15 protein-coding genes are annotated in these 19,053 nt (G+C 49.3%); 4 read left to right on the top strand and 11 right to left on the bottom strand.

Annotated elements, in window-relative coordinates; all coding sequences use genetic code 11:
* Positions 1-48 precede the first annotated feature (48 nt).
* Entirely contained in the window at positions 49-1,161 is a 1,113-nt protein-coding gene (locus ACBZ72_12200; GenBank protein ID XES76919.1) for an ATP-NAD kinase family protein, read from the bottom strand.
* 85 nt (positions 1,162-1,246) lie between these two features.
* The gene (locus tag ACBZ72_12195; GenBank protein ID XES76918.1) at positions 1,247-1,861 is read right to left on the bottom strand and encodes a methylated-DNA--[protein]-cysteine S-methyltransferase; all 615 of its coding nucleotides are present in this window, start codon (positions 1,859-1,861) and stop codon (positions 1,247-1,249) included.
* Positions 1,862-2,087: 226 nt separating this feature from the next.
* Here ACBZ72_12195 and ACBZ72_12190 point away from each other — a divergent pair, with 226 nt between their 5' ends.
* Both ACBZ72_12190 and ACBZ72_12185 read left to right on the top strand, forming a co-directional pair.
* Complete coding sequence (locus tag ACBZ72_12190; protein XES76917.1) at positions 2,088-2,267, top strand: hypothetical protein; 180 nt, start codon at positions 2,088-2,090, stop codon at positions 2,265-2,267.
* Positions 2,268-2,318: 51 nt separating this feature from the next.
* Positions 2,319-2,933, top strand: coding sequence for a DUF116 domain-containing protein (locus tag ACBZ72_12185; GenBank protein ID XES76916.1), 615 nt, complete (start codon positions 2,319-2,321; stop codon positions 2,931-2,933).
* Positions 2,934-2,986: 53 nt separating this feature from the next.
* On the opposite strand, the gene ACBZ72_12180 is transcribed toward ACBZ72_12185, so the two are convergent.
* Positions 2,987-3,169: a CooT family nickel-binding protein gene (locus ACBZ72_12180; protein XES76915.1), complete on the bottom strand. Its 183-nt coding sequence runs from the start codon at positions 3,167-3,169 to the stop codon at positions 2,987-2,989.
* A gap of 140 nt (positions 3,170-3,309) precedes the next feature.
* Between ACBZ72_12180 and ACBZ72_12175 the strand changes: the two genes are divergently transcribed.
* Positions 3,310-3,798, top strand: a complete 489-nt coding sequence (locus ACBZ72_12175) for a 4Fe-4S dicluster domain-containing protein (protein XES76914.1) — start codon at positions 3,310-3,312, stop codon at positions 3,796-3,798.
* 34 nt (positions 3,799-3,832) lie between these two features.
* Entirely contained in the window at positions 3,833-4,681 is an 849-nt protein-coding gene (locus tag ACBZ72_12170; GenBank protein XES76913.1) for a hypothetical protein, read from the top strand.
* A 306-nt stretch (positions 4,682-4,987) separates the two neighbouring features.
* Here the strand turns inward: ACBZ72_12170 and ACBZ72_12165 are convergent, their stop codons facing one another.
* The 8 genes from ACBZ72_12165 to cdhA form a co-directional block, all read right to left on the bottom strand.
* Complete coding sequence (locus tag ACBZ72_12165) at positions 4,988-7,828, bottom strand: PQQ-binding-like beta-propeller repeat protein (GenBank protein ID XES76912.1); 2,841 nt, start codon at positions 7,826-7,828, stop codon at positions 4,988-4,990.
* A 344-nt stretch (positions 7,829-8,172) separates the two neighbouring features.
* The gene (acsC, locus tag ACBZ72_12160; protein XES76911.1) at positions 8,173-9,591 is read right to left on the bottom strand and encodes an acetyl-CoA decarbonylase/synthase complex subunit gamma; all 1,419 of its coding nucleotides are present in this window, start codon (positions 9,589-9,591) and stop codon (positions 8,173-8,175) included.
* 13 nt (positions 9,592-9,604) lie between these two features.
* Complete coding sequence (cdhD, locus tag ACBZ72_12155; protein ID XES76910.1) at positions 9,605-10,840, bottom strand: CO dehydrogenase/acetyl-CoA synthase subunit delta; 1,236 nt, start codon at positions 10,838-10,840, stop codon at positions 9,605-9,607.
* A 12-nt stretch (positions 10,841-10,852) separates the two neighbouring features.
* Positions 10,853-12,247, bottom strand: a complete 1,395-nt coding sequence (gene cdhC, locus ACBZ72_12150) for a CO dehydrogenase/CO-methylating acetyl-CoA synthase complex subunit beta (GenBank protein XES78689.1) — start codon at positions 12,245-12,247, stop codon at positions 10,853-10,855.
* A gap of 10 nt (positions 12,248-12,257) precedes the next feature.
* Positions 12,258-14,705: a CO dehydrogenase/acetyl-CoA synthase complex subunit epsilon gene (cdhB, locus tag ACBZ72_12145; protein XES76909.1), complete on the bottom strand. Its 2,448-nt coding sequence runs from the start codon at positions 14,703-14,705 to the stop codon at positions 12,258-12,260.
* Between the two features lie 2 nt (positions 14,706-14,707).
* A complete protein-coding gene (gene nuoE / locus ACBZ72_12140) occupies positions 14,708-15,178 on the bottom strand; it encodes an NADH-quinone oxidoreductase subunit NuoE (protein ID XES76908.1) in 471 nt (156 codons plus the stop codon).
* Positions 15,179-16,600, bottom strand: a complete 1,422-nt coding sequence (locus tag ACBZ72_12135) for a Coenzyme F420 hydrogenase/dehydrogenase, beta subunit C-terminal domain (protein ID XES76907.1) — start codon at positions 16,598-16,600, stop codon at positions 15,179-15,181.
* 10 nt (positions 16,601-16,610) lie between these two features.
* Positions 16,611-18,938 carry a CO dehydrogenase/acetyl-CoA synthase complex subunit alpha gene (gene cdhA, locus ACBZ72_12130; GenBank protein ID XES78688.1) on the bottom strand — a complete coding sequence of 776 codons (2,328 nt, stop codon included), beginning with the start codon at positions 18,936-18,938 and terminating at the stop codon, positions 16,611-16,613.
* Positions 18,939-19,053: the final 115 nt, after the last annotated feature.

Raw genomic sequence — 19,053 nt, 5'->3', positions numbered from 1 at the left:
GCAGCAATATAACCCTAACGCAGCAACACTCCAAACTGCTGCCATAAGTTATTGGATTGGGATTTGTACGCCCATCTGGTAATCGGTTATCACGCGAATGTTGCCCTTGAGCAGGCTGTCCACTTCTGTGTTGCCCGTGTCAACTCTAAGCGCCTTGCCTTCGATGCCCCGCAATTTGCCTATTGTTGCCACTACGAGCATCTTGTTCTTGCCAACCTTTTTGATTACTTGGGGGCTGATTTGCTGGTTGCCCCTGCCCAGCAAGATGCCTTGATGCCCTATTGGCGACAAAACAAGCCAAGTTTTATCCCAATCAGGGACGGCTTCCAGCAGGGTTTTCTCGTCAGCATCCAAAACAACCTTGCCATCATGGTAAATGTCTACGCCCAGAACCGTCTTTTTCACACCTAACTCTTGGGCGATGGATTCCACGGTTGTTCCTGGTCCAAGAATTAAGATGGCGTCTTTGGGCATTTCCTCGGCGATGTATCGGGCTATGGCTTTTTGCTGCGCCTTTTCATCAACCGTTTCGGGCGAAACCTCTTTACTGCCCTGCACTAATGCAGGAATCGAAAGCCCCTTCAGATAACCGTACAGTTTCACGTCAAAAACATCATTGCGGATAGCTTCCTCGTCGGCATCCATGATCTCAAAATCCACAAGTTCGGCGCGGTGCTCTACAAACGCCACAACGGCTTCTGCCGCGTCTTTTGGGTTTACGGCGAATATGCCGCTGTACATTTTCACGCCCGAAGGAACGCCCAGCACGGGAACTGTGTTGTGAGAGGCGTTTAGGATGTCTCGGGCTGTTCCGTCTCCACCAACAAAAACAATGAGGTCTACGTTTGCCAGGTGTAGCTGTTTGACCGCGGTTTCCGTGTCACATGCATTGGTCTCTTCACCAAGAGTCATAGGTAAAATTTGAAAGGACAAGTCTGCGGCTTGAGCTTCGTCTGCGCCCATGTTTGCGGGACAGCAGAACACATCAATTTGGTAGTTGCCCATGCGCTGTTTGAGCGCCTCCAAAAACTCCTTTGCCCGTTGAGGTGCAACAGGCTGAGCCCCCTTAGCGAGCGCTTTTTGAAGAACCCCGTCGGTGCCTTTCAAGCCGACTCTGCCGCCCATACCCGCAATGGGGTTTACGATAAAGCCTATACGCATCTGTTGCTCACTTGAAGATTTGCAAGTTAACTTTTAACCATTTTGACCCAACCAACCTATAACTCTGGGGCATGGTTGTTGAGTCTTAAACAAGAGTTTGCTTCTCGAGTTTTCGGAGCACAAACTCTACAGGAAAAACCCTCAAAACCCCACCACCATCAACCACAACCTCAGCCGGCTGGGCAAACCCGCGCCTTTCCCGCATCAAAAGCTCCACTTTCGCCCGCAAACCTCCTCCATAACCACCAAGCCCCAAACTTGAGGTTACAACTCTGTGGCAGGGAATAAGAGGCGCAAAGGGGTTTGAAGCCATAACGTTTCCAACAGCGCGTGCACCTCCACCCACAGCCTCAGCCACACCACCATAAGAAGCAACATACCCCGCGGGAATTCGGTTAACGGCTCGAAGCACACGTTGCGTGTATTCGGGCAAACGCTCCAACGACAAAGCAAGGTCTTCTGCGGTTGATTTACCGTCGTAGACCTGCTCCATGGCTGCCAAGACTTTTCCTGCCAACCCACAAACGCCAGAGGTAACGTGCAGCTGCGTGCTTTTGGGTAAACTTTGAGCCAATTTTTGCAGGGTCTTGGTTTTGTCGTGGCTAAAGCTTGTGGCTAAAACATGCTGCCTGTCCAGTGCCGCCGCAAACCAGACGCCATCAATTTCAAGAATGCTTAGGTCTACAGGCATAGTAGCCATACATAAACAAACAGAAATCAGGTTCATTACTTTTGTGCAGAAAAACCCCAAATTTTAAAACCCACCTAAACTAAAGAAGCATAAAGAACGGGGATTTTTAGCAACGCCAGCAGCAAACGTTAAAAACCGAATAGAACGAATAGAACGCATAAGAGAGGAGCTCAAGTTGACACTGAGGGATTTGAGGGAAAAAATTAAGGCGTTAGAAGCGGAAAGGGCACGTTTAATGGTTGAAATTGAAGGAATGCGCAAAACTGCCGAATCACGCCTCGCAACCTTAGAAATGGAAGTTGGTCAAATGCGGGAAGAAGCAAAGGCACTGCATGAACTTTTAGAGGACCTCCCAAAAGAAAAAGTTTCCCTACAAAATGTGCAGAAAACGCAGCTTTCAACGAATCCAAATTAAGAACACAAAGCTACAGAGATATTTTTAAACCCGAGAAATCATTCTTTAAATATGCCCTACAAGTTCACTTTTGACATCTCAAAAACGCCACATCGCTTTTTTGCAGAAATAGCCTTAGCCAGCTATGAGCGAGGGGTTCACAAGGTTTTCATCAATACCCTCAAAGATATCATCGGCAAATTTAAAATCCAAGAAGCAACGGGGCTTGACTTTCAAGACTCACTGGTTCTCATTCAGGACCTCATTGACATTCAAGCATTGAACCTGATGCAAAGAACCAAGTTTCTTCAAACTAAAAAGAGGGCACTTTTCCTACCGCATTGCAGCCGTAAATACATGGATAGCCGCTGCAAAGCCACTTTTGACAGCAGCATACCCAGTTACGTCTGTGCACAATGCAGCCCAGACTGCGACGTAAACCAAGCCAGCCAAATCGCCAAGGAGAAAGGCTACGACGTTTATGTTTTGCCTGGGGGTTCCTGTGTGCCCAAAATTCTAAAGACACATAAGTATGAAGGTGTTGTGGGTGTGGCGTGTGGAGAAGAGGTGAAGATGTCGATGGAGTTATTGACAAGTATGGATGTGACGGGTCAATCAGTTCCGCTGTTGAAGAATGGTTGCTCCAACACCGTTTTCAACTTGAGTACACTAAAGAAGACCCTTTGAACGAACGAGCAATAAACAGAAAACGTGGATTTGAGCTAAAGGTAAAAAGTGTTTTAAGGAGTTGGGGTTAAAACCAGTTTTGTTTGGTTCACGTCCACTTCGGTTATGACGCAGTTTTGGAATTCTTTGGCTTCGCCTAACACGTTTTTGACTACAACGTTGTTGCCTTCAGATTTGGCGTAAACCACATCTTTAAACTCGGTTTTTCCATTTAGGACTACATTAAACTCGCACATGAGGTTCACCACGTTTAGATTTGGACGAACGGCTGTATAAGGGCTTTGCACGAAGATTCCTAAGAGTTTGTTGGGATAAGTAATTATAATTCGGCAAACGCATAAACTCTAACCACGGATAAGCCTAAGGATTAACCAAGATGCCGAAAGATTCTTCCACCATAGACATATTTGACATGCTTTCCGAAAGCACACCAGCCAAGGAAGAAGAAAAACCGCAAACGCCACAGAAAACCCAACGCCAAGAACTGTTGGAAACCACCAAATACAAAGACCAAGACCGCTACCCCGAAGGCACCATAACCATCAACAAATACACCTGTGTGGGCGGTCAATGCAAACTGTGCATAAAAGTGTGCCCCACAAACGCGCTTTACTGGAGCAACAGCGGCGTGGAAGTAATCGAAGACCTATGCCTGCACTGTGACGCGTGCGTTTTAAGCTGCATGGTCGATGACTGCATTAAGGTTACGCGGAAACGGGAAGACGGAAAAACAGAGTCGTTTAGCAAAATCCGAGACATTATGGTTTTGGTTAATGGGGCAAACGCCAAAAAACGTGCCCAACGCGTATGCTCGGTTTTTCCGTCTGGTGACGCTTTTTGTCAGAGGTACGGAAACAAAAAATAACCCAAAACCATAAACAACTTGGAGAACCTAACCAGTGGTCACCGCAAGCCGTAACCTCAAAATTCTTGTCTTCGCAAGCTTTTGTTCCCTGCTTATCTGGGTGGTTTTCCTGTTGCCCTCAAACTTTGAACACCTCTACAATGTCCTCTTAGGAAAACCCGACATCTACAACGGCAACCTAGGCATGTTCATATCCTCCTTTGCAGGGCTCATTTCTCGTTTCTGCGCCGTTATCTTCGCCATGGCTGTCGGCTTCACAGTTTGGGGCGGCGGCATCAACTTATCACAGGTCCAGCTTGAACGCCTAGTGGAAGCAGCCCTGTTCCTGGAGGGAACATATTTTATTTTGCTGTTTCCGTCGGGGTTGTGGTGGCTGGGGTTAGGCTGGAACTTTCTGGGCGCGGCGTACCTGTTGGAGGCAGCGTTTGCGGGGTCAGCGTTGCTGATTTTGAGTTTTAAGGTTCGCGACTACAGCAAAGGCACCCAGATGCTCAAGTGGATAGGCATCGCAGGCGTAGCATACATTGCGGCGTTGTGGTTTAACAGCGTGTTTCGCTGGTTTGACCAAATCGCCGTAATCGGCAGCGAATTCCTTTTGCGAGGCGCAACGTCGTGGGGTTTTCTGGTTTCGTTAACGGCTATGTCTTTGGCAGTTGTGTTTGCGGTTCCAGGGGCGTATTTTCTGGCTAAAAACAAGGGTGAGTCCGTTTGGTGGTTTGGGTTGTCTTTGGTAATGATTGGAGTCTACTATGCAGTTTATGTGGCTTACTCGTTTACCAGCGGCAACTTGGATTCGGCGATGCAGATTGACGTCTGGACCCTGCCCTTCATCGGACTGGGTCTAGCTATGCTGCGCACCAGAATCGGCGACAAAATCAAATAACCCCATCTGTTGTGGCTTTGTCAGTAGCGTAGACCCCTCCCCTCTATCGTTTCTGCATCGAATTACTAATAGCATCCAAATAGGCGGCAAATAGATTCGTCTACCTTCTACACCGCAGTTTTTCTGTCGAAGTATGCATAGTGGAAGTTTGAAGAGGGGTTGCTGGGGCTCTGGAACAATTTAGAAGAGAAGAGTGAAGACCCAACAAGCAAATGGGAAAATATTTTCCAGAGTCTACTCAGCCCCTTTATCAGACACAAATGATGTTTTCAAAAAGGAAAGAAGGGAAGTTGTTTGTTTTACCGTTTATTTTCGGCGTCTTAAGACCAGCACTGCTGCGGCTGCAACAACGATGATGACTGCTGCGCCGATGGCGATGTAGGTCAGGGTTGGGGTGCTTGCGATAGTTGCGGGTTGTGGAGCTTCACTGGGCGAAGGCGAAGTTTGCTGTGTAGGCGCTGAGGTAGGTGCTGAAGTTGGTTGAGTAGGCATAGTTGGTGTTGGCTGTACAGTGACTGCTGGCGAAACAGTGGCGGGTAACACCTCAAACTGAGTTGTGGCATATGAACCACCGTAGGATTTGCTGCCTTCAAAGGTTGCCATGACTTGGTAGGTGCCTTCCACTGGGGGAACCCACGGGAAGCCGAAGCTGCCGCCGAGGTCAGTTGTTGCGTAGCCGATGTCTTGGGTGTTGCCGTTGGGGTCAATTGCCGTCAAGTGCACCTTAACGCCTTTAGCATCTGCGGGCAAAGCCTGTTGCTCGTAGAGGTACTCCATCCATCCTTGCTGGTCAGCGTCGGAAACTGCTGGGACGCCATTTAGGTAGCCGAATGTTGTTGCTGCCTTTACGGCGCCAGGGCTTTGGTCTGTCACTGTACCTTTGATGAAGGCTGTGGCGCCTTTGTTTACGACGTCGTTTTGTACGTTGACTGTGGTGGCGCTAGGTCCAATGCCGACGCAGTAGATTTGATTGTCATAGGCGTTCCATCCTACTAGGTAGCCGTTGGATAAGACGTATCCGCTTCCCCAGCTTGCCAGTTGCCAAAGTTCTGCCCCGTCGGTGGCGTTGATGCATCGTAGGGTTGTGCCTCTCCAGAGGTTGCCGATTTGGTGGTGTTCACGGGAATAGAGGTAAATTTTGCCGTCAGCGATGCATGAGATGCTGATTGGGTACAGACCGTAGGGTGATTCGAAGCCGACTTGGTGAGGTACATATGTCCAAAGAACTTCGCCGGTGGTTATGTTGTAGGCTCTAAGTTCTGAGCCAGCCATGCCGCCTCCTGAAGAAAGCAACATGCCGTTGTAGATGTCAAAACTCATGCCGTAGTAGCTCCATTGGTCTTCAGGTTCACTATGCCAAAGCTCTTCACCTGTTTCGAGGCTGTAGCCCCACCATTGTCTAGTCATTGTCTGCTGGAACAGGAACACGCCGTCTTCGGGGTCCACTCCTGAAGCGCCTCCGAACAATCCTCCACCTGCCAGGGACATGACACCACCTCCGAACATGCCGGTAGCACTAGAGGGTACGCTGCTCACTGGTGGAGTGAAGGTTACGTTCCAGAGCAGTTTGCCTTCCTCGCCTGGCGTAAGGCTTATCGCCCACATTTGTCCTTCCTGAACGAATGTGCCGTTGTTCATCCCCGCGGTTCCGCCTATAACGTATTTGCCTTCACGGACTGTTTGTAAGCTTCCTGCACCAGTCAAATCAACTGTTGGTACGTTCAAAGTGAAGCCTTGGGACCCGTCGAAGGTGTAGTTAAGGAACGGTCGCCACATCCAATACGCGTTGTTGGCGCTTTCTAGTGCATCTTGGTCTGCTTTGTACGAGATAGCTTTGGTGCTGTTCCAGACTTGCAGGAGGTATTGTGGTTCAGCCGCAGTTCCAGCGTTGACGATGTTGTAGTAGCAGATACTTCCATCACTGCCGTAAACTTGGAAACCTGTTGCTCCAACCATTACTGGTGTGGGACCCATCATTCCCATGGTCATTACTGGTTGTCCGTCGACTATAAGTGGTGATGTAATGTTGGCTATGCTGCAGATGTAGTTACCAGAGTAAGCGTCATACATTCTCCAGTCCGTTTGGCTGGTGGCACCTCCGAAGGAGTTGGACGAAGGAGTGCTCCATAAGTATGGGTAGCCACCCATCTGGTTTGGCGACTGATAGTTGAGTATTTGACCGAAACTCAGTGCTCCTTCTTGGATTGCTCCTGTGAGTTCGAATCCTCCGCCTACTCCGCTTATTGGTCCTGTGGTGTTCTGGAAGTATTCTGTCTCGCCAGTGTAGAGATTTAGGCAGTACCAGCCTTCTCGGGGTAGTGACTGTACGTTGTAGTAGATTCTGCCGTCTAGGATGATTGGGCTGAAGCTTAAGCCTTCGTAGTGGATTGTCTCGTAGTTCATGGAGTCGCCAAATCTTGCGTCCATAATTCCGCCTGACCACATGGGTGTTGTCCAGAGGACGTGGGCGCTTTCAGGCGCTTTGCCCCAGCCAAAGTTAGCGGTTGGCCCGTTGTTTTGTGCTGCTCCACCTAGCCAGTTGGCGACTATGGATTCCCAGCCGCGGTTCATGGCGTTAACGGGTGTAGTCCAGTAGCCAGTGGGAATTGGAGGTTCCTGCCATGGCTGGATTGCTTCTTCTTGACAAACGAAGGTTGCGGGGTCGCTGGTGCTAGCAAGGTAGGTGTCGTTTATGCTTGAATAGCCAAAACTCATTGGGTTGTAGCCAGGTGCAAAGCCGTTTGGTGTTCCATCTATCGTTTTTTCTGCAAATCTAGCCACCACGGAATATGTGCCTACCTGATCAGGGGTAAAGTGTGCGTATCCTGAACCTACAGGATCAGAAATGATTGGCCCAAGGGTTGTCTTTGAACCGTCTGGTTTTGTGACGTCCACGTTGAAGGTCCAGCGGTCACCTGATTGTCCTACAGCGGTTGGTGGGTAAGCGTTGAGCCAGAAGACTATGTCCATCTGTTGGCCGATACCGATGGGGTCGTTTGTGACTGCAACGAACGTCCATGTTTGGATACTCTGTGGCGGGTCGCTTGCGTTTGCCGTCTTTAGGTCTGCTGCGAATACAAACATTGATGACAACAGTAACACCGTTACTGCCGCCACCAACAGTTTTCTAAAATTATTTATGTTCATTTAAGTATCTCTCTCTTCAGTAAATCATCGACAATTATTTTTCGATGACTACAATTCAACGTAATAGAAATTTAACACTTGGCATGAATAACATATTCATTCGGCATTTTGAAAAATAATCAAGGTTAGCCAACCAAAGTGAATTAACCATCGGGGGCACACCAAACCAAAAGAAGCAGGTTACAGAGCAGAACGCTAAAGACAGAGAAAGAAAAGGTTTACGGTTTTAAGGCTGCACATATCATCAAACAACCGTACTGGACGCATTTCGGTTAAATCTGTTGGAAAAAAACAACTGAAAACTGCAAACAAGTAACAAAAACAAAAAGGAAAGGTGAGATGGCTTAGGGTTGCCATTTTTCTGTGAGGTACTTGGGGATTTCGCTGCTGTCGCGTGGTCCGACCTGCACTTTCCAGCCTGTGAGCTCTTCGATTTCGCCGCTGATTCTGGATGCTTTGCCAGGGATGATGAGTTTCTTGTGTTTGACTTTGTTTTCGACGCCTGATTCTTTGAGGGCTTCGGCTACGCGGTCGGCGGTGAGTTTGCGTCCTGCGACTCCGCTGTCAATGGCTGAGCCTTCGCTTTCCACGACGATAAGGTAAGCGTTGAGCTTGCTGCTTTCAATGTCTGAGGCAACAGTGTAGTAGGTCAGGGCAAAGTTGCTGGTGAACATCACTGGCGAGTTCTCGTCGGGGGTGCCGAACACCTTAAGGCCCGGTGCGACTGCGACGGGTTTGCGTGGGTCGGTGTAGATGTTTTGACGCAGCACTGTAGTAGGCAGCAGAGACCAGCCGTCGTTGCCATGCATTACGACTACATCGGCGTAGCGAACCACCAACATGGAAGCCAAGTATGCTTCTTTCCACTTGATGATTTCGTCTGCGGCGCCGTCTTTGCCAACCCAAGCAACCATTGGAACTCCAATCATGGGGTACCCAGCGAGGGCTTCACCTGCTTTACACGCGGCTCTGCGCAGCATTGTAAAGTTGTTAATAGTGGTGGCTAAGCCTTCATTTGCAAAGGTTCCGGGGTCTAAGACCAAGTCAGTTACGCCGTAGTTAGTGAGGGTATTCACCAAAGAGACAAGCATGTTCAGGTCGTTTGGTGCGGAGACAACCAGCGGGCAATGGTACATCATCGCGAGTTCAGCCATGTCTTTCCAGTTTTCGCTGTTTGCTGCGTACAGAAGCGGGTTAGCTTTGGGAGCAGCCATTAAGCCTGCTTCGGCGATGTTAGCGCTAAGAGTACAGATGATGTAGGGCAGGGCGGTGGTTTCGGAGACTTTCTTGACGGTGGCTTTGAATTTTTCTGCGTCGCCAGAGGTGCATCGGATGGCAATCATGTCAAGTTTTAGAGTGTTGCCGATGTATTCGAAACTGAAGTTCTCGGTGCTTTGGACGCGTTTGATGACTTCGGCTTCAGGCATTTCGTCAGTTACGTCGATGGCAAGGGCGGTGGGGTTTGTGTAGGTGAATTCGTGTCGGTACATGACGAGTTTGCCGCCGAGTTTCTTGGCTTTCTCGCCAACGCCAACAATGACTTCTTTAACTGCGGGTTTAAGCAGGTCTTTGAGTTTGAGGTAGGATTTCTCGTTTTCTTTCTTTAGCAGGGGTTTGCAGGCGTCTAAGGTTACTTCGCGGTTGACCATTTTTGTGGCGAAAGCCATGCAGTTTTCTTGGCCGCATTCTTTGCAGTTGGTTTTTGGCAGGAGTTTGTATACGTCTATTGGGCTGAGTTCTTTTATTGAAGCTTTTTTGCTCATCGTTTGCATCTCCTTATGCCTTGACGGAAAGCCAGTCGGCAAATTTGCTTGCGTCGACTTTTCCGCCGTTTACCAAGTTTTTAGTTACGTCTTTGAGGGTTTTTACTGCGGCTGGATGCATCATCATGAACAGGTCCACACCTGCTAGCAGAAGCGTCAGAGCGGTGGTGACTTCCCAGAGGGGACCTCGAAGTTCGCGGGGTTCCCATTCAGGAGCCATCTTGAGCCAAGCTTCTCTGGCTGCCCAAGCGTTGGTGGTTCCTGAAGACATCGGGTGAGCCAATTCAACGTCGCCCATCAAACCTGCGAGCCTAGCGCGTTCCATGTTTGTGAAAGCATAATCCAAACCGTAGCCCAAAGCCGCCGTGGTTAAGTCCATAACTATGTCTTCTTTGCCCAAGAAGTCGTAGAGTCTGCGGTTAAGTTCACGTGCCAAGTTAAGATCCATTGGAGTGAAGGATAATGCGGCGTGCCCATTGTTCTTGACGAATTTAGCGCATCGTTCAACGTCCATGTCGCGTGTCAGCGAGCTTATGAGGAAACGTTCACCTTTGAAGGTCTCAGTTATTTCTGCAAAGACATTTGCGTCTTTCACGGGGTCACCGCATCCGCCGATAACCAGCGGAACATCGACAGCCTGCAAAATGTTCTCAACCGTCTTCACAGCATCTTTAGGAGTGGCGTCTTTGAGCAAGGGGTCAATGCTAATGAGGTGTACGGTAACCATGTCTGCACCGAACTTGTCCACTGCAAGTTTCGCCCACGCCGCAGGGTCACCCACAACATCCTTCACGTGCATTTTTACGGCTTTTGACAGGGGAACAGCCATGTCAAAAACGTCCAAAGTCACGATGGGGGAGTGAACCACGGGCTTCTCAAAGGTGTAGAAAGCTGGAGAGATTTCTCCACCGATGGTTATGGATTTGCCGCGTGTGCCACCTTCGCCTTTAGTGCCGCCCAATTTCACCTCAGCAATTTTGCCGGGGTAAGTCTCGACTGGAGGCACAAATGCGGCCTGCAGCATCGAAACAGGTTTAGCCTTCAAAGCTGGAGGCAACTTTAGCGTAGGCATTGCTTGCCCAGCCAACATACCTGGCGTGAAGGACAACTCTATCTCGCTGGCGTCCATCTGGAAGTCTTCAAGTTCGATTTCTTGGAACTTGGCCAGAAGGTCAAGAAGTTCGGGGCTTAGCCCCAAACCTGAGCCACTGTCTTCTTTTTTGTAGTCTTTTCTTTCGTGGTGAGGCAAATTTGTCACCGCTTATTTGGTTTTTTCGTCCTTAACCGTTTTAATTATGACTTTGTTGGCGTATATCTTTGCATCCTTAAGGATTATCTTAAAGCCGCCAGCCGTTATAGGTAGCGAGGATGCAGTCATCACTGGCATCATTTGTCCTTCAACTGCTTCTTCTGCGGGTGCTTCTTCAACTGCGGTTTCTTCTTTTTCCCACTGTGCAACCACTGGATGGTTCTTTTCTTTCAGGAAAGCCTTCAAGTCGTCGATGTTGGTTGCGTTTTCTTCAGTGGCGATTTTGTCAATCACGTCTGCAGGGATGAAGTCTTTTACGCGTTCCTTGATTTCTTTAGGCAGCCAAACGATGCGGTTCCATCCGCCGTCAGCAGCGAAGAATTTCTTGCTACGCATGTATTCGATGGACATGCCGTGGAAGCCGTCTACTTGTCGTCCGCCTGCTGCAGAGTCTGCGATGGTGCTGAAAGGCAAGCCGTTTACGGTTGCGCCTTTGAAGCTACGATGAACCACGCCTAACCCGTCAACTTCGGGGATGTAGAAAGCGACTGCTTCAAAGCATCCGCAGGAAGTGTGTGGGTGGTCAAAGGCAGTGTAGAGCCAAACTTGGTTAACATCGCCCATGGTGCGTTTCTTGACGGTTTCGTTGACACCGCTAAATTCGCCTTTCTCAGCGTTCAAAAGTTCGCCGCGTTCGATTGCAAACACTGGACCCTTGGGGTCGATGCTTGCTGAGGCTTTGCCGTCAAACCAGCTGATGGCACCGCAGTTGCTGTAGCGTTGAGGAGTAATGACACAAACGTGGCTGGGTGCGAAAGATTGGCACAGAACACAGCCATAGAATTTGTCAACTTCCTCATCTTTAAGCCCCCGAGCTTTTGCGTCGCGGGCTTCATAGTCTGCAACGGCTGCAGGGTACATTTCACTGATTTTGTTGGGGTCCGTAACGAAGGTTATCTGTAGTTTTTCGATGATAGACAGCTCGCTTTTAAATAGGCGGTAAAGAACTTTACCGGCGTATTCGAAGCTGTTCATGCCTTTTTGGAAGGATTTCTTGCCAAGTCTCATCCAGATGTCGTAGCGCTGGTTTAGGTGCATGAAGCCTTCGATGTAGTTGAGGTAGCCGTGGATGCGTCGCTCGATTACACCTTCAAGACCTGCATCAAGGGTTGCGCCTGCGGCTTCGACAAGAATGCCGAAGGGGACGGCGCTGCCTTCTGCTATGTCTTTTAGGTCGGGTCCGATGATGGTGATTTTTCCGTCTTCGATTTGGTCCATGGGCCTGACTTTTGCGAGTTCAAATTTTTCTTTGACTTTGGGTCCGCCGAGTTCGACTTGCATGTCGTTTTTGCGTATGCGTTCTCCTTCGTAGATTACGCCAACTTCTACGGGTATATCTTCAAACATTGACATTTTCTCAGTTTCCTCCATCTTCTTCTAATTTTGAAGTCATGACTGTGAGGGTAGCAACCCAATCTTTCACCGTTGAGCTAGGCAAAGACCAGCTTGCATGCTGATTATACATGTTGTCCAAGTTTAAAGTCTTAAGCTTGGGAGCGAAGTTCTTCAGCCCAGATAAGACTTCAACAGCAGTCACCATTGGTACGCCAACGAAGATTGCCATGTCATGTGGACCTTTAGAGTCGATGCCGTTCCATTCAGGGTCAACTAGTCGGCAGCCGATTTCAGTAGCAGACATTGCGCCAGCAGGAGTGTAGCCTCGCTTTAGGAATTCATTGACGGTCTGTGCTGTAGCGACAACGGGCATGTTGACTTTCTTTGCAAACTCTATCATGTAATCAATCAGGTTCTTGCCTTCGTACTCGTTCTCAACGGCGTTAGAGCCCACGATGAGAAGCGGGTGGGTAGCCTTCGAGACAAGTTCAGCTGCAACTTTGGCGTTGGAGATTATGTGAGCTTTCTTGGTTCCTGAAACCTCAGCAAGAGCCCAAGGTCGTTTAATCCAACGGTGGTCTTCAGGAATCGGTGAAGGCGCGGGTTCTCCAGAGAGCTTCTTTACTGAAGAGTATTCAGGTGGACACATGTCAAAGCAGGTTCCACATTTGGTGCATTTGTCTTGGTTAATCACGTGGATTTTATCCATTGCACCTTCAATTGCGTGTTCAGGGCAGCTCATAGCGCAGTATTGGCAGCCAGTGCATTTCTCGGGGTCAATGTAGAAGGTAAGCAGCGGCTTGCAGACCAAGGCGGGGCAACGTTTCTCTTCGAGGTGGGCAAGGTATTCTTTTTTGAAGTGGCGAAGCGTTGTTAGCATGGGGTTTGCTGCAGTTTGACCCAACGCACAAAGCGATGCAACACTCATGGTTTCAGCAATCTGCTGCAGTTTCTCAAAGTCGCCGGGTTTACCGTTGCCAGTTACGATGTCATCAAGGATTTTACGGGCTTGCTTTAGACCTTCACGGCAGGGGACACATTGACCACAAGATTCGTCGCAGAGGAAGTTGATGAAGTATCGAGCTACGTCAACCATGCAGGTGTCTGAGTCCAGCACAATCATGCCGCCTGAACCCATCATGGAGCCAAGCTTAGAGAGCTCATCAAAGTCAACTGGGTAATCCAAGTACTGTTTGGGGATAACTCCGCCGGAAGGACCACCAGTCTGGACAGCTTTGAATTTCTTGTTGTTGCGGATACCGCCGCCGATCTTGAAGATGATGTCTCGCAGGGTCACGCCGAAGGGAACTTCAACCAAGCCTGTGTTGTTGACTTTGCCTGCAAGGGCAAATATCTTGGTGCCTTTGCTACCTTCGGTGCCGATTTTCTGGAACCATTCCGCGCCGTTGTTTATGATCATGGGAACGTTAGCGTAGGTTTCTACGTTGTTGAGGACGCTTGGTTTGTCGTAGAGACCCTTGTCGGAGGTGTGCACGTATTTTGGTCTTGGTTCACCCACTTTGCCTTCAATGGCGTTCATGAGTGCAGTGGATTCGCCTGAAACGAAGGCGCCTGCGCCTCTGTGGATGGATACTTTGAAGTTAAAGGTGGAGCCCAGAATGTTGCTGCCGAGCAAGCCGTGTTTCTCTGCTTCTTCGATGGCCAGCTGCATGTTTTCTACTGCCAGAGGGTACTCTTGACGGACGTAAAGGAAGCCTTCGCTTGCGCCAACCGCGTATGCAGCGATGATTAATCCTTCAAGGATGCTGTGGGGGTTGCCTTCCATCAACGCGCGGTTCATGAAAGCGCCTGGGTCGCCCTCGTCACAGTTTACAATGACGTATTTGGGTTCACCTTCGGCTTTGCGGGTTGATTCCCATTTGCGTCCAGTGGGGAAACCGCCGCCTCCGCGACCTCGAAGCTTGGATTTCTTGATTTCTTCAAGCACGCCTTCGGGAGTCATCTTGGAGATGGATTTAGCTAATGCAGAGTAGCCGCCTAAGGCGATGTAGTCGTCAATTTTCTTAGGGTCAACTTTGGCGTTGTTTTCCAGCAGCAGCCGGTTTTGGTACTTGTAGAAGGGCACATCAGAGAGTTTCTCAGTGATTCTTTCGGTGACGTTGTCTTTGTAGAGGATGCGTTTTACGACTTCATTTTTGAGGAGGGTTTTTTCGACTATGTCAGGCACATCAGAAGCTTGCACTTTGAAGTAGTAGACGCCTTGTGGGTAAATGACAAGTCTTGGACCTTGCTCACAGAAGCCCAAACAGCCAGTTTCGCGAATCTTAACTTTGCCTTCCAAGCCGTGTTTTTTGAGTTCAGCCTTTAGGGTTTCAAGGACGTCTTGTGCGCCTAAAGCTTCACAGCCGGTGCTTGTGCAAATCGAAACGATTACCTGATTGGGGTCTTTGCTTGCAAGAATTTGTTTTTGAAGTTGTTCCAGTTCAGCTGGAGAGTTAAGGTGTGTCATGGTTAGGCACTCCGTTTGTTTTCAATAATTTTTTTAATCTGTTTGGGGGTGGTGGTTCCGTAGTATTTTCCGTTGATTTCTACAACTGGTCCCAATGCACAGCAGCCTAAGCAGTTCACTGTTTCAAGCGTGAATTTCAGGTCGCTTGAAGTTTCACCTGCTTTTATTCCGATGGCTTGTTCGGCAGCGTCCAAGATTCTTTGTCCGCCGCGAACGTAGCAGGCAGTTCCAGCGCAGACGCGCACTAGGTGTTTGCCGCGGGGTTTGAGGCTGATGGCGGTGTAGAAGCTTGCAACGCGGTAGATTTCGCTTACAGGTATGCCCAGACGCTCGTTTATTCGGGTGATGGCTTCTTTGGGTATCCAGTTTACGGCGCGTTGGATGTCCAAGAGGAGCTGAATTAGGACGCCTTCTTTACCCTCGTATTTGTCTATTATTTTGTCTAATTGCTCGTTTGTTACGTTTGTTGCCATTTACTCCACCTTCTTTGCACGTTGTGCAAGTATCTCCTTAAGGATAGGTGCTGTGTGCTCTTTTGCACGGTTCTTCTTGGATTCCGACAACGCCGCAATTTCGTCTTTCTTAACGTCGCCTTTGGTTAGGTTTGTGGTGTCCAGTAATGCTTTGCCTTTCTCAGTTCGCACAATCACTGTGGGGCATTCTGCGCGGCTTCCTGCAGCGCCAACCGCCAAGTCAGCAAACATCGCGGGGAAGTCGTTGCAGTAGGTGCAGCCTACTTCTATAGCGTTGTCAAGTTGAGTTAGGTCACAGGAGTATTCTTGACCATTCGCTTTCATCACGAATTTGTCTCCGCTTATCTGAACGCTCTCAGCTTGACCCAAGTCAACATTGAAGAGTTTCTTGACTTCTTCTTTGAGTTTCTTAGGGTCAAAAGATTGTCTACAGAATAAGCCTATGGAGGTTATGTCCAAATCAGGCATCTCCTGCTGCATGCTTGTTTGCATTTTGCGCACTGCACGCACTTGGCAGGGTAAGCCGACAAAGGCAATCTTGCGTTTACCCATTTCAACTGCGTCCAGCAAGGTAGACATTGTTTTAACTCTCAGCAGAGGAGCCTCTTTTGCCTTCGCAGCGTCGCCAGCGTTTTCAACAATAACTGCTTCGGCGGCATATTCGCTGCCTTCTTTGCGTTGTGCAAAAACTGCAGTGTCAAATAAGCCACTTCTAAAGCCGGCAGTCAGCAGTGCTTTCACCAAGTTACCTTCTGCGTCAGCAGCTTTGGCTGAGAACATTTCGGTGTGGACGCCAAAGATGTCGTCGCGGGTTCCTTTCAGGGGAGCCATGGTTGCGTAGGTGTAGGTTCGGATTTTCTTTGAGCCAGTGGGGCAAACCAGGGCACATGCACCGCATCCGATGCAGTCGTCAGAGAATTTGTGGTAGGGAGCGGTTACTTCGCGTTCAACACCGCGTTGAGCAAAGTTTATGGCAGAAACACCAACTAATTCTTTACAAACACGCACACATAAACCGCAGAGGATACAGTCTTCCTCAGGGTCTGATTCCCACAGCCCGTGTTCCTCTAAGCCGTAGGCTTTGCCTAAGTTTTTCAGTTTGACGGACTTGGGGCACCGCGCCATCAAAAGTGCTAAGATGCCTTTGCGAACTTTCTGGATTTTTTCGGAGTTTGTCTGGACAACTATGCCTTCTTCGATAGGGTAGTTACAGGAGGTTACGACTTTGGTTCGACCGTTTTTGGTTACTTCCACGGAGCAGAGACGGCAGGCGCCGAAGGGAGAAACTTCGGCGTGGTAGCATAGGGTTGGGATGTCAATGCCGATTTGTCTTGCGACGTTAAGGAGTGTTGCGCCTTCGGGGGCTTTTACTTCTTGCCCATCAATTGTTAGGGTTACTTCTTGGGTTGTTTGTTTCAACATCATGTTCCACCTACTGTTTCATTGTTCTGACCATTCTTGGAAGAATTGTGGGGTCGGGGATTTGATTTTCTTTCCAGTCTTTCTCCTTCAATACCTTGAGGATTTCGTCTTTCATGGTGATTGGAACATCAGCCAACGTGCGAATGTACAGGTGTAGGTCTTGGGGCATTGAGCCGTAGTGGCGTTTGTGCAGGTCTATGTAGTGGGATAGTTTTCCTGAGCGTCCCTTCCAAGTGTCGTTTGGTCTAAGCGTCAATTTTGCGATAGCAACCATGGCTTCTTCTTTGGTTTCGACCGATTGAAACAGATGTTCGGGCGCGGGTCCAGTGTAGACTTGTTCGCCGGTACGGGCGTCAATTGTGTACCAATCTTCGGGTTTATCGCTTCTGCCTAGGAGCATACGTCGGTATTTGTTTCCGTGTGGACCAACAAGCACTGGAACACCTAACCGCCAAAAGCCAGCTGCGATGGAGGAGGCTTTCTGTGAGAAGGCGCCCCAGGCCAAACCAACTGCGCCTACACGGTTGTAGATGTAATCTGCGATTTCTTCGTAGTTGCCGCGTAGGGGTCGTTTAGCGAAGATGTTTGCAACTTTGATGGCTGCACCAGATATGTGGGAGTTTGCAACGCATGAGCCGATGTTGACTACGCCGCCTGCTGCGAAGTCGCCTGGGAACTCTTCGTAGAGGGTCAGGCCGTCTTCGTTCTTGTAGGAGCCAGCGGACATAGCGGAGCAACCAGTGGTGACAACGATGAAGCGTCTGCTTGCGAATTCTCTGCAGATGTCATAGACGTCTTTGCCGCCGCGTGGATAGTTAGCGCATCCGACTACGGCAAGAATGCCTGGGATTTCACCCAAAACGAGGGGTCCACCGACACTTCGGATTTCAACGTCTTGAACTGCGCCTCGGCCAGAGCGGCAATAGTTTTTCTCTTCAAACATTTCGCGTTCAGCAGATTTCACGATGAAGCTGTGAATTGGGAGTTTAACGGGGCAGACTTCTTCGCATCTTCCGCATCCGATGCATGCTTCGTAGATTTCAGTTAGCAGGGAGAGGTCGCCTTCAGATGCCGCTTTGAGAGCTTCAGGGATTTTGAGGTTTTGAGGGCAGGAGCGTTGGCAGAGGCTGCATTGGCGGCAAGTGGAAGATAACTGGACGATTTCTTCGTTGGAGGGTAGAATCTTGAACTTCTTTCGTAGGGGTGCAACTTTTTGTGCAGTTTTCACTGCGACTTCGCCGACTTTTTCAGGGTCAAGAATTAGGACACCAGGGACTTTGGCGTTTACGAGGTCAGCGACGATTTCGTCTGCTGGGTCGTTTGTTCGATTCTTAAAGCCCAAGCAGTTCTTTTCGGAAGCCGCAATTACTGGGGCTTTGACGGCTTGTGCTTCGAGGTAAGCGTCGGTTCGGACACATTGTTCGTCTAAGACGACGACGTCGGCAAAGCCGCTACGTATGAAGCGGAGTTGCCATGAGATAGGCCCGACGATTTTGCCTCGGTCGTAGTATCGTGTGTTGTCGATTGCGGTGCAGCATAAGCCGACGACTTCGATGTTTTCGGCTACGCCAGTGTCTTGCATGTAGTCGATGATGCCTACGGATGGAACGACGTTGTGTCCGATGCACATGATTACGGGTTTAGTTTGGTCAACTGTTCCGATGCCCATCTGAATTAGGGGTGCTTCAGGGTTGGCTTTAGGAAAATCGTAAACGGAAATTTGGGCGATATCGGCGATTTCCATGCCGAGGTGGTCAATCATGCCGACGTGGAAGGCTTTGGATTCGAAGTCAAGGTTGTTGCCTTCTTGTCCTGTGTGGACGGATGCTAGACATTGGGTGACTTGTTCTTCTGCGTAGTCTAGGGCTTCTTCCAAGTCGCCGATGGTTTCGGGTTTAATGCCGCAGACAAGTCTTGTGATTGGGGCTTCTACTTTGATGTTTAAGCCGCCGACGTCAAGCGGGTATCTGCGCCCGTATGTTTCGATTAAATGGTGAACTACGTGTCGGGCGTGTGCAGTGTGGGTTGCTGCGCCAATACAGCAAGACAGAAGCACAATACGTGATGACTGAGCCGCCATGTCAAGGCCGCAAGCGCCGCGTTTGCCTGCGGTTAGGTCACATTTTCCATAAGTGCAAAGGCAACAGAGGTCACAAGCAGGCATATAAAAGGGCTTGTATCTGTTGAGAAGCTTCAGGTCCCAGTCTCTCAGGGATGCAATGGATGGAAAAGGTGTAGGCCCCATGGGTTCAGCCCATGAATCATCAACAATTTTCCCTATGGATAAGTCGAGGTTTTTAATTAGACCATTATTGGTCTTTAATTCGCCAATTTTCATGCGCACGTTTTTGGTGGTCAAGTTCAAACCTCAGTAAAGGTTTTGAATATACCTTCAAACGCCCTGTTTTAAACCTTTCCAGCGTTCACCCTGAAAAGTAATGTTGCGGCGAATG

Source organism: Candidatus Bathyarchaeia archaeon, from assembly GCA_041447175.1.
In the GTDB taxonomy this organism is placed as follows: Archaea; Thermoproteota; Bathyarchaeia; order Bathyarchaeales; family Bathycorpusculaceae; genus JADGNF01.
This window is presented reverse-complemented; position numbering and strand designations above follow the sequence as displayed.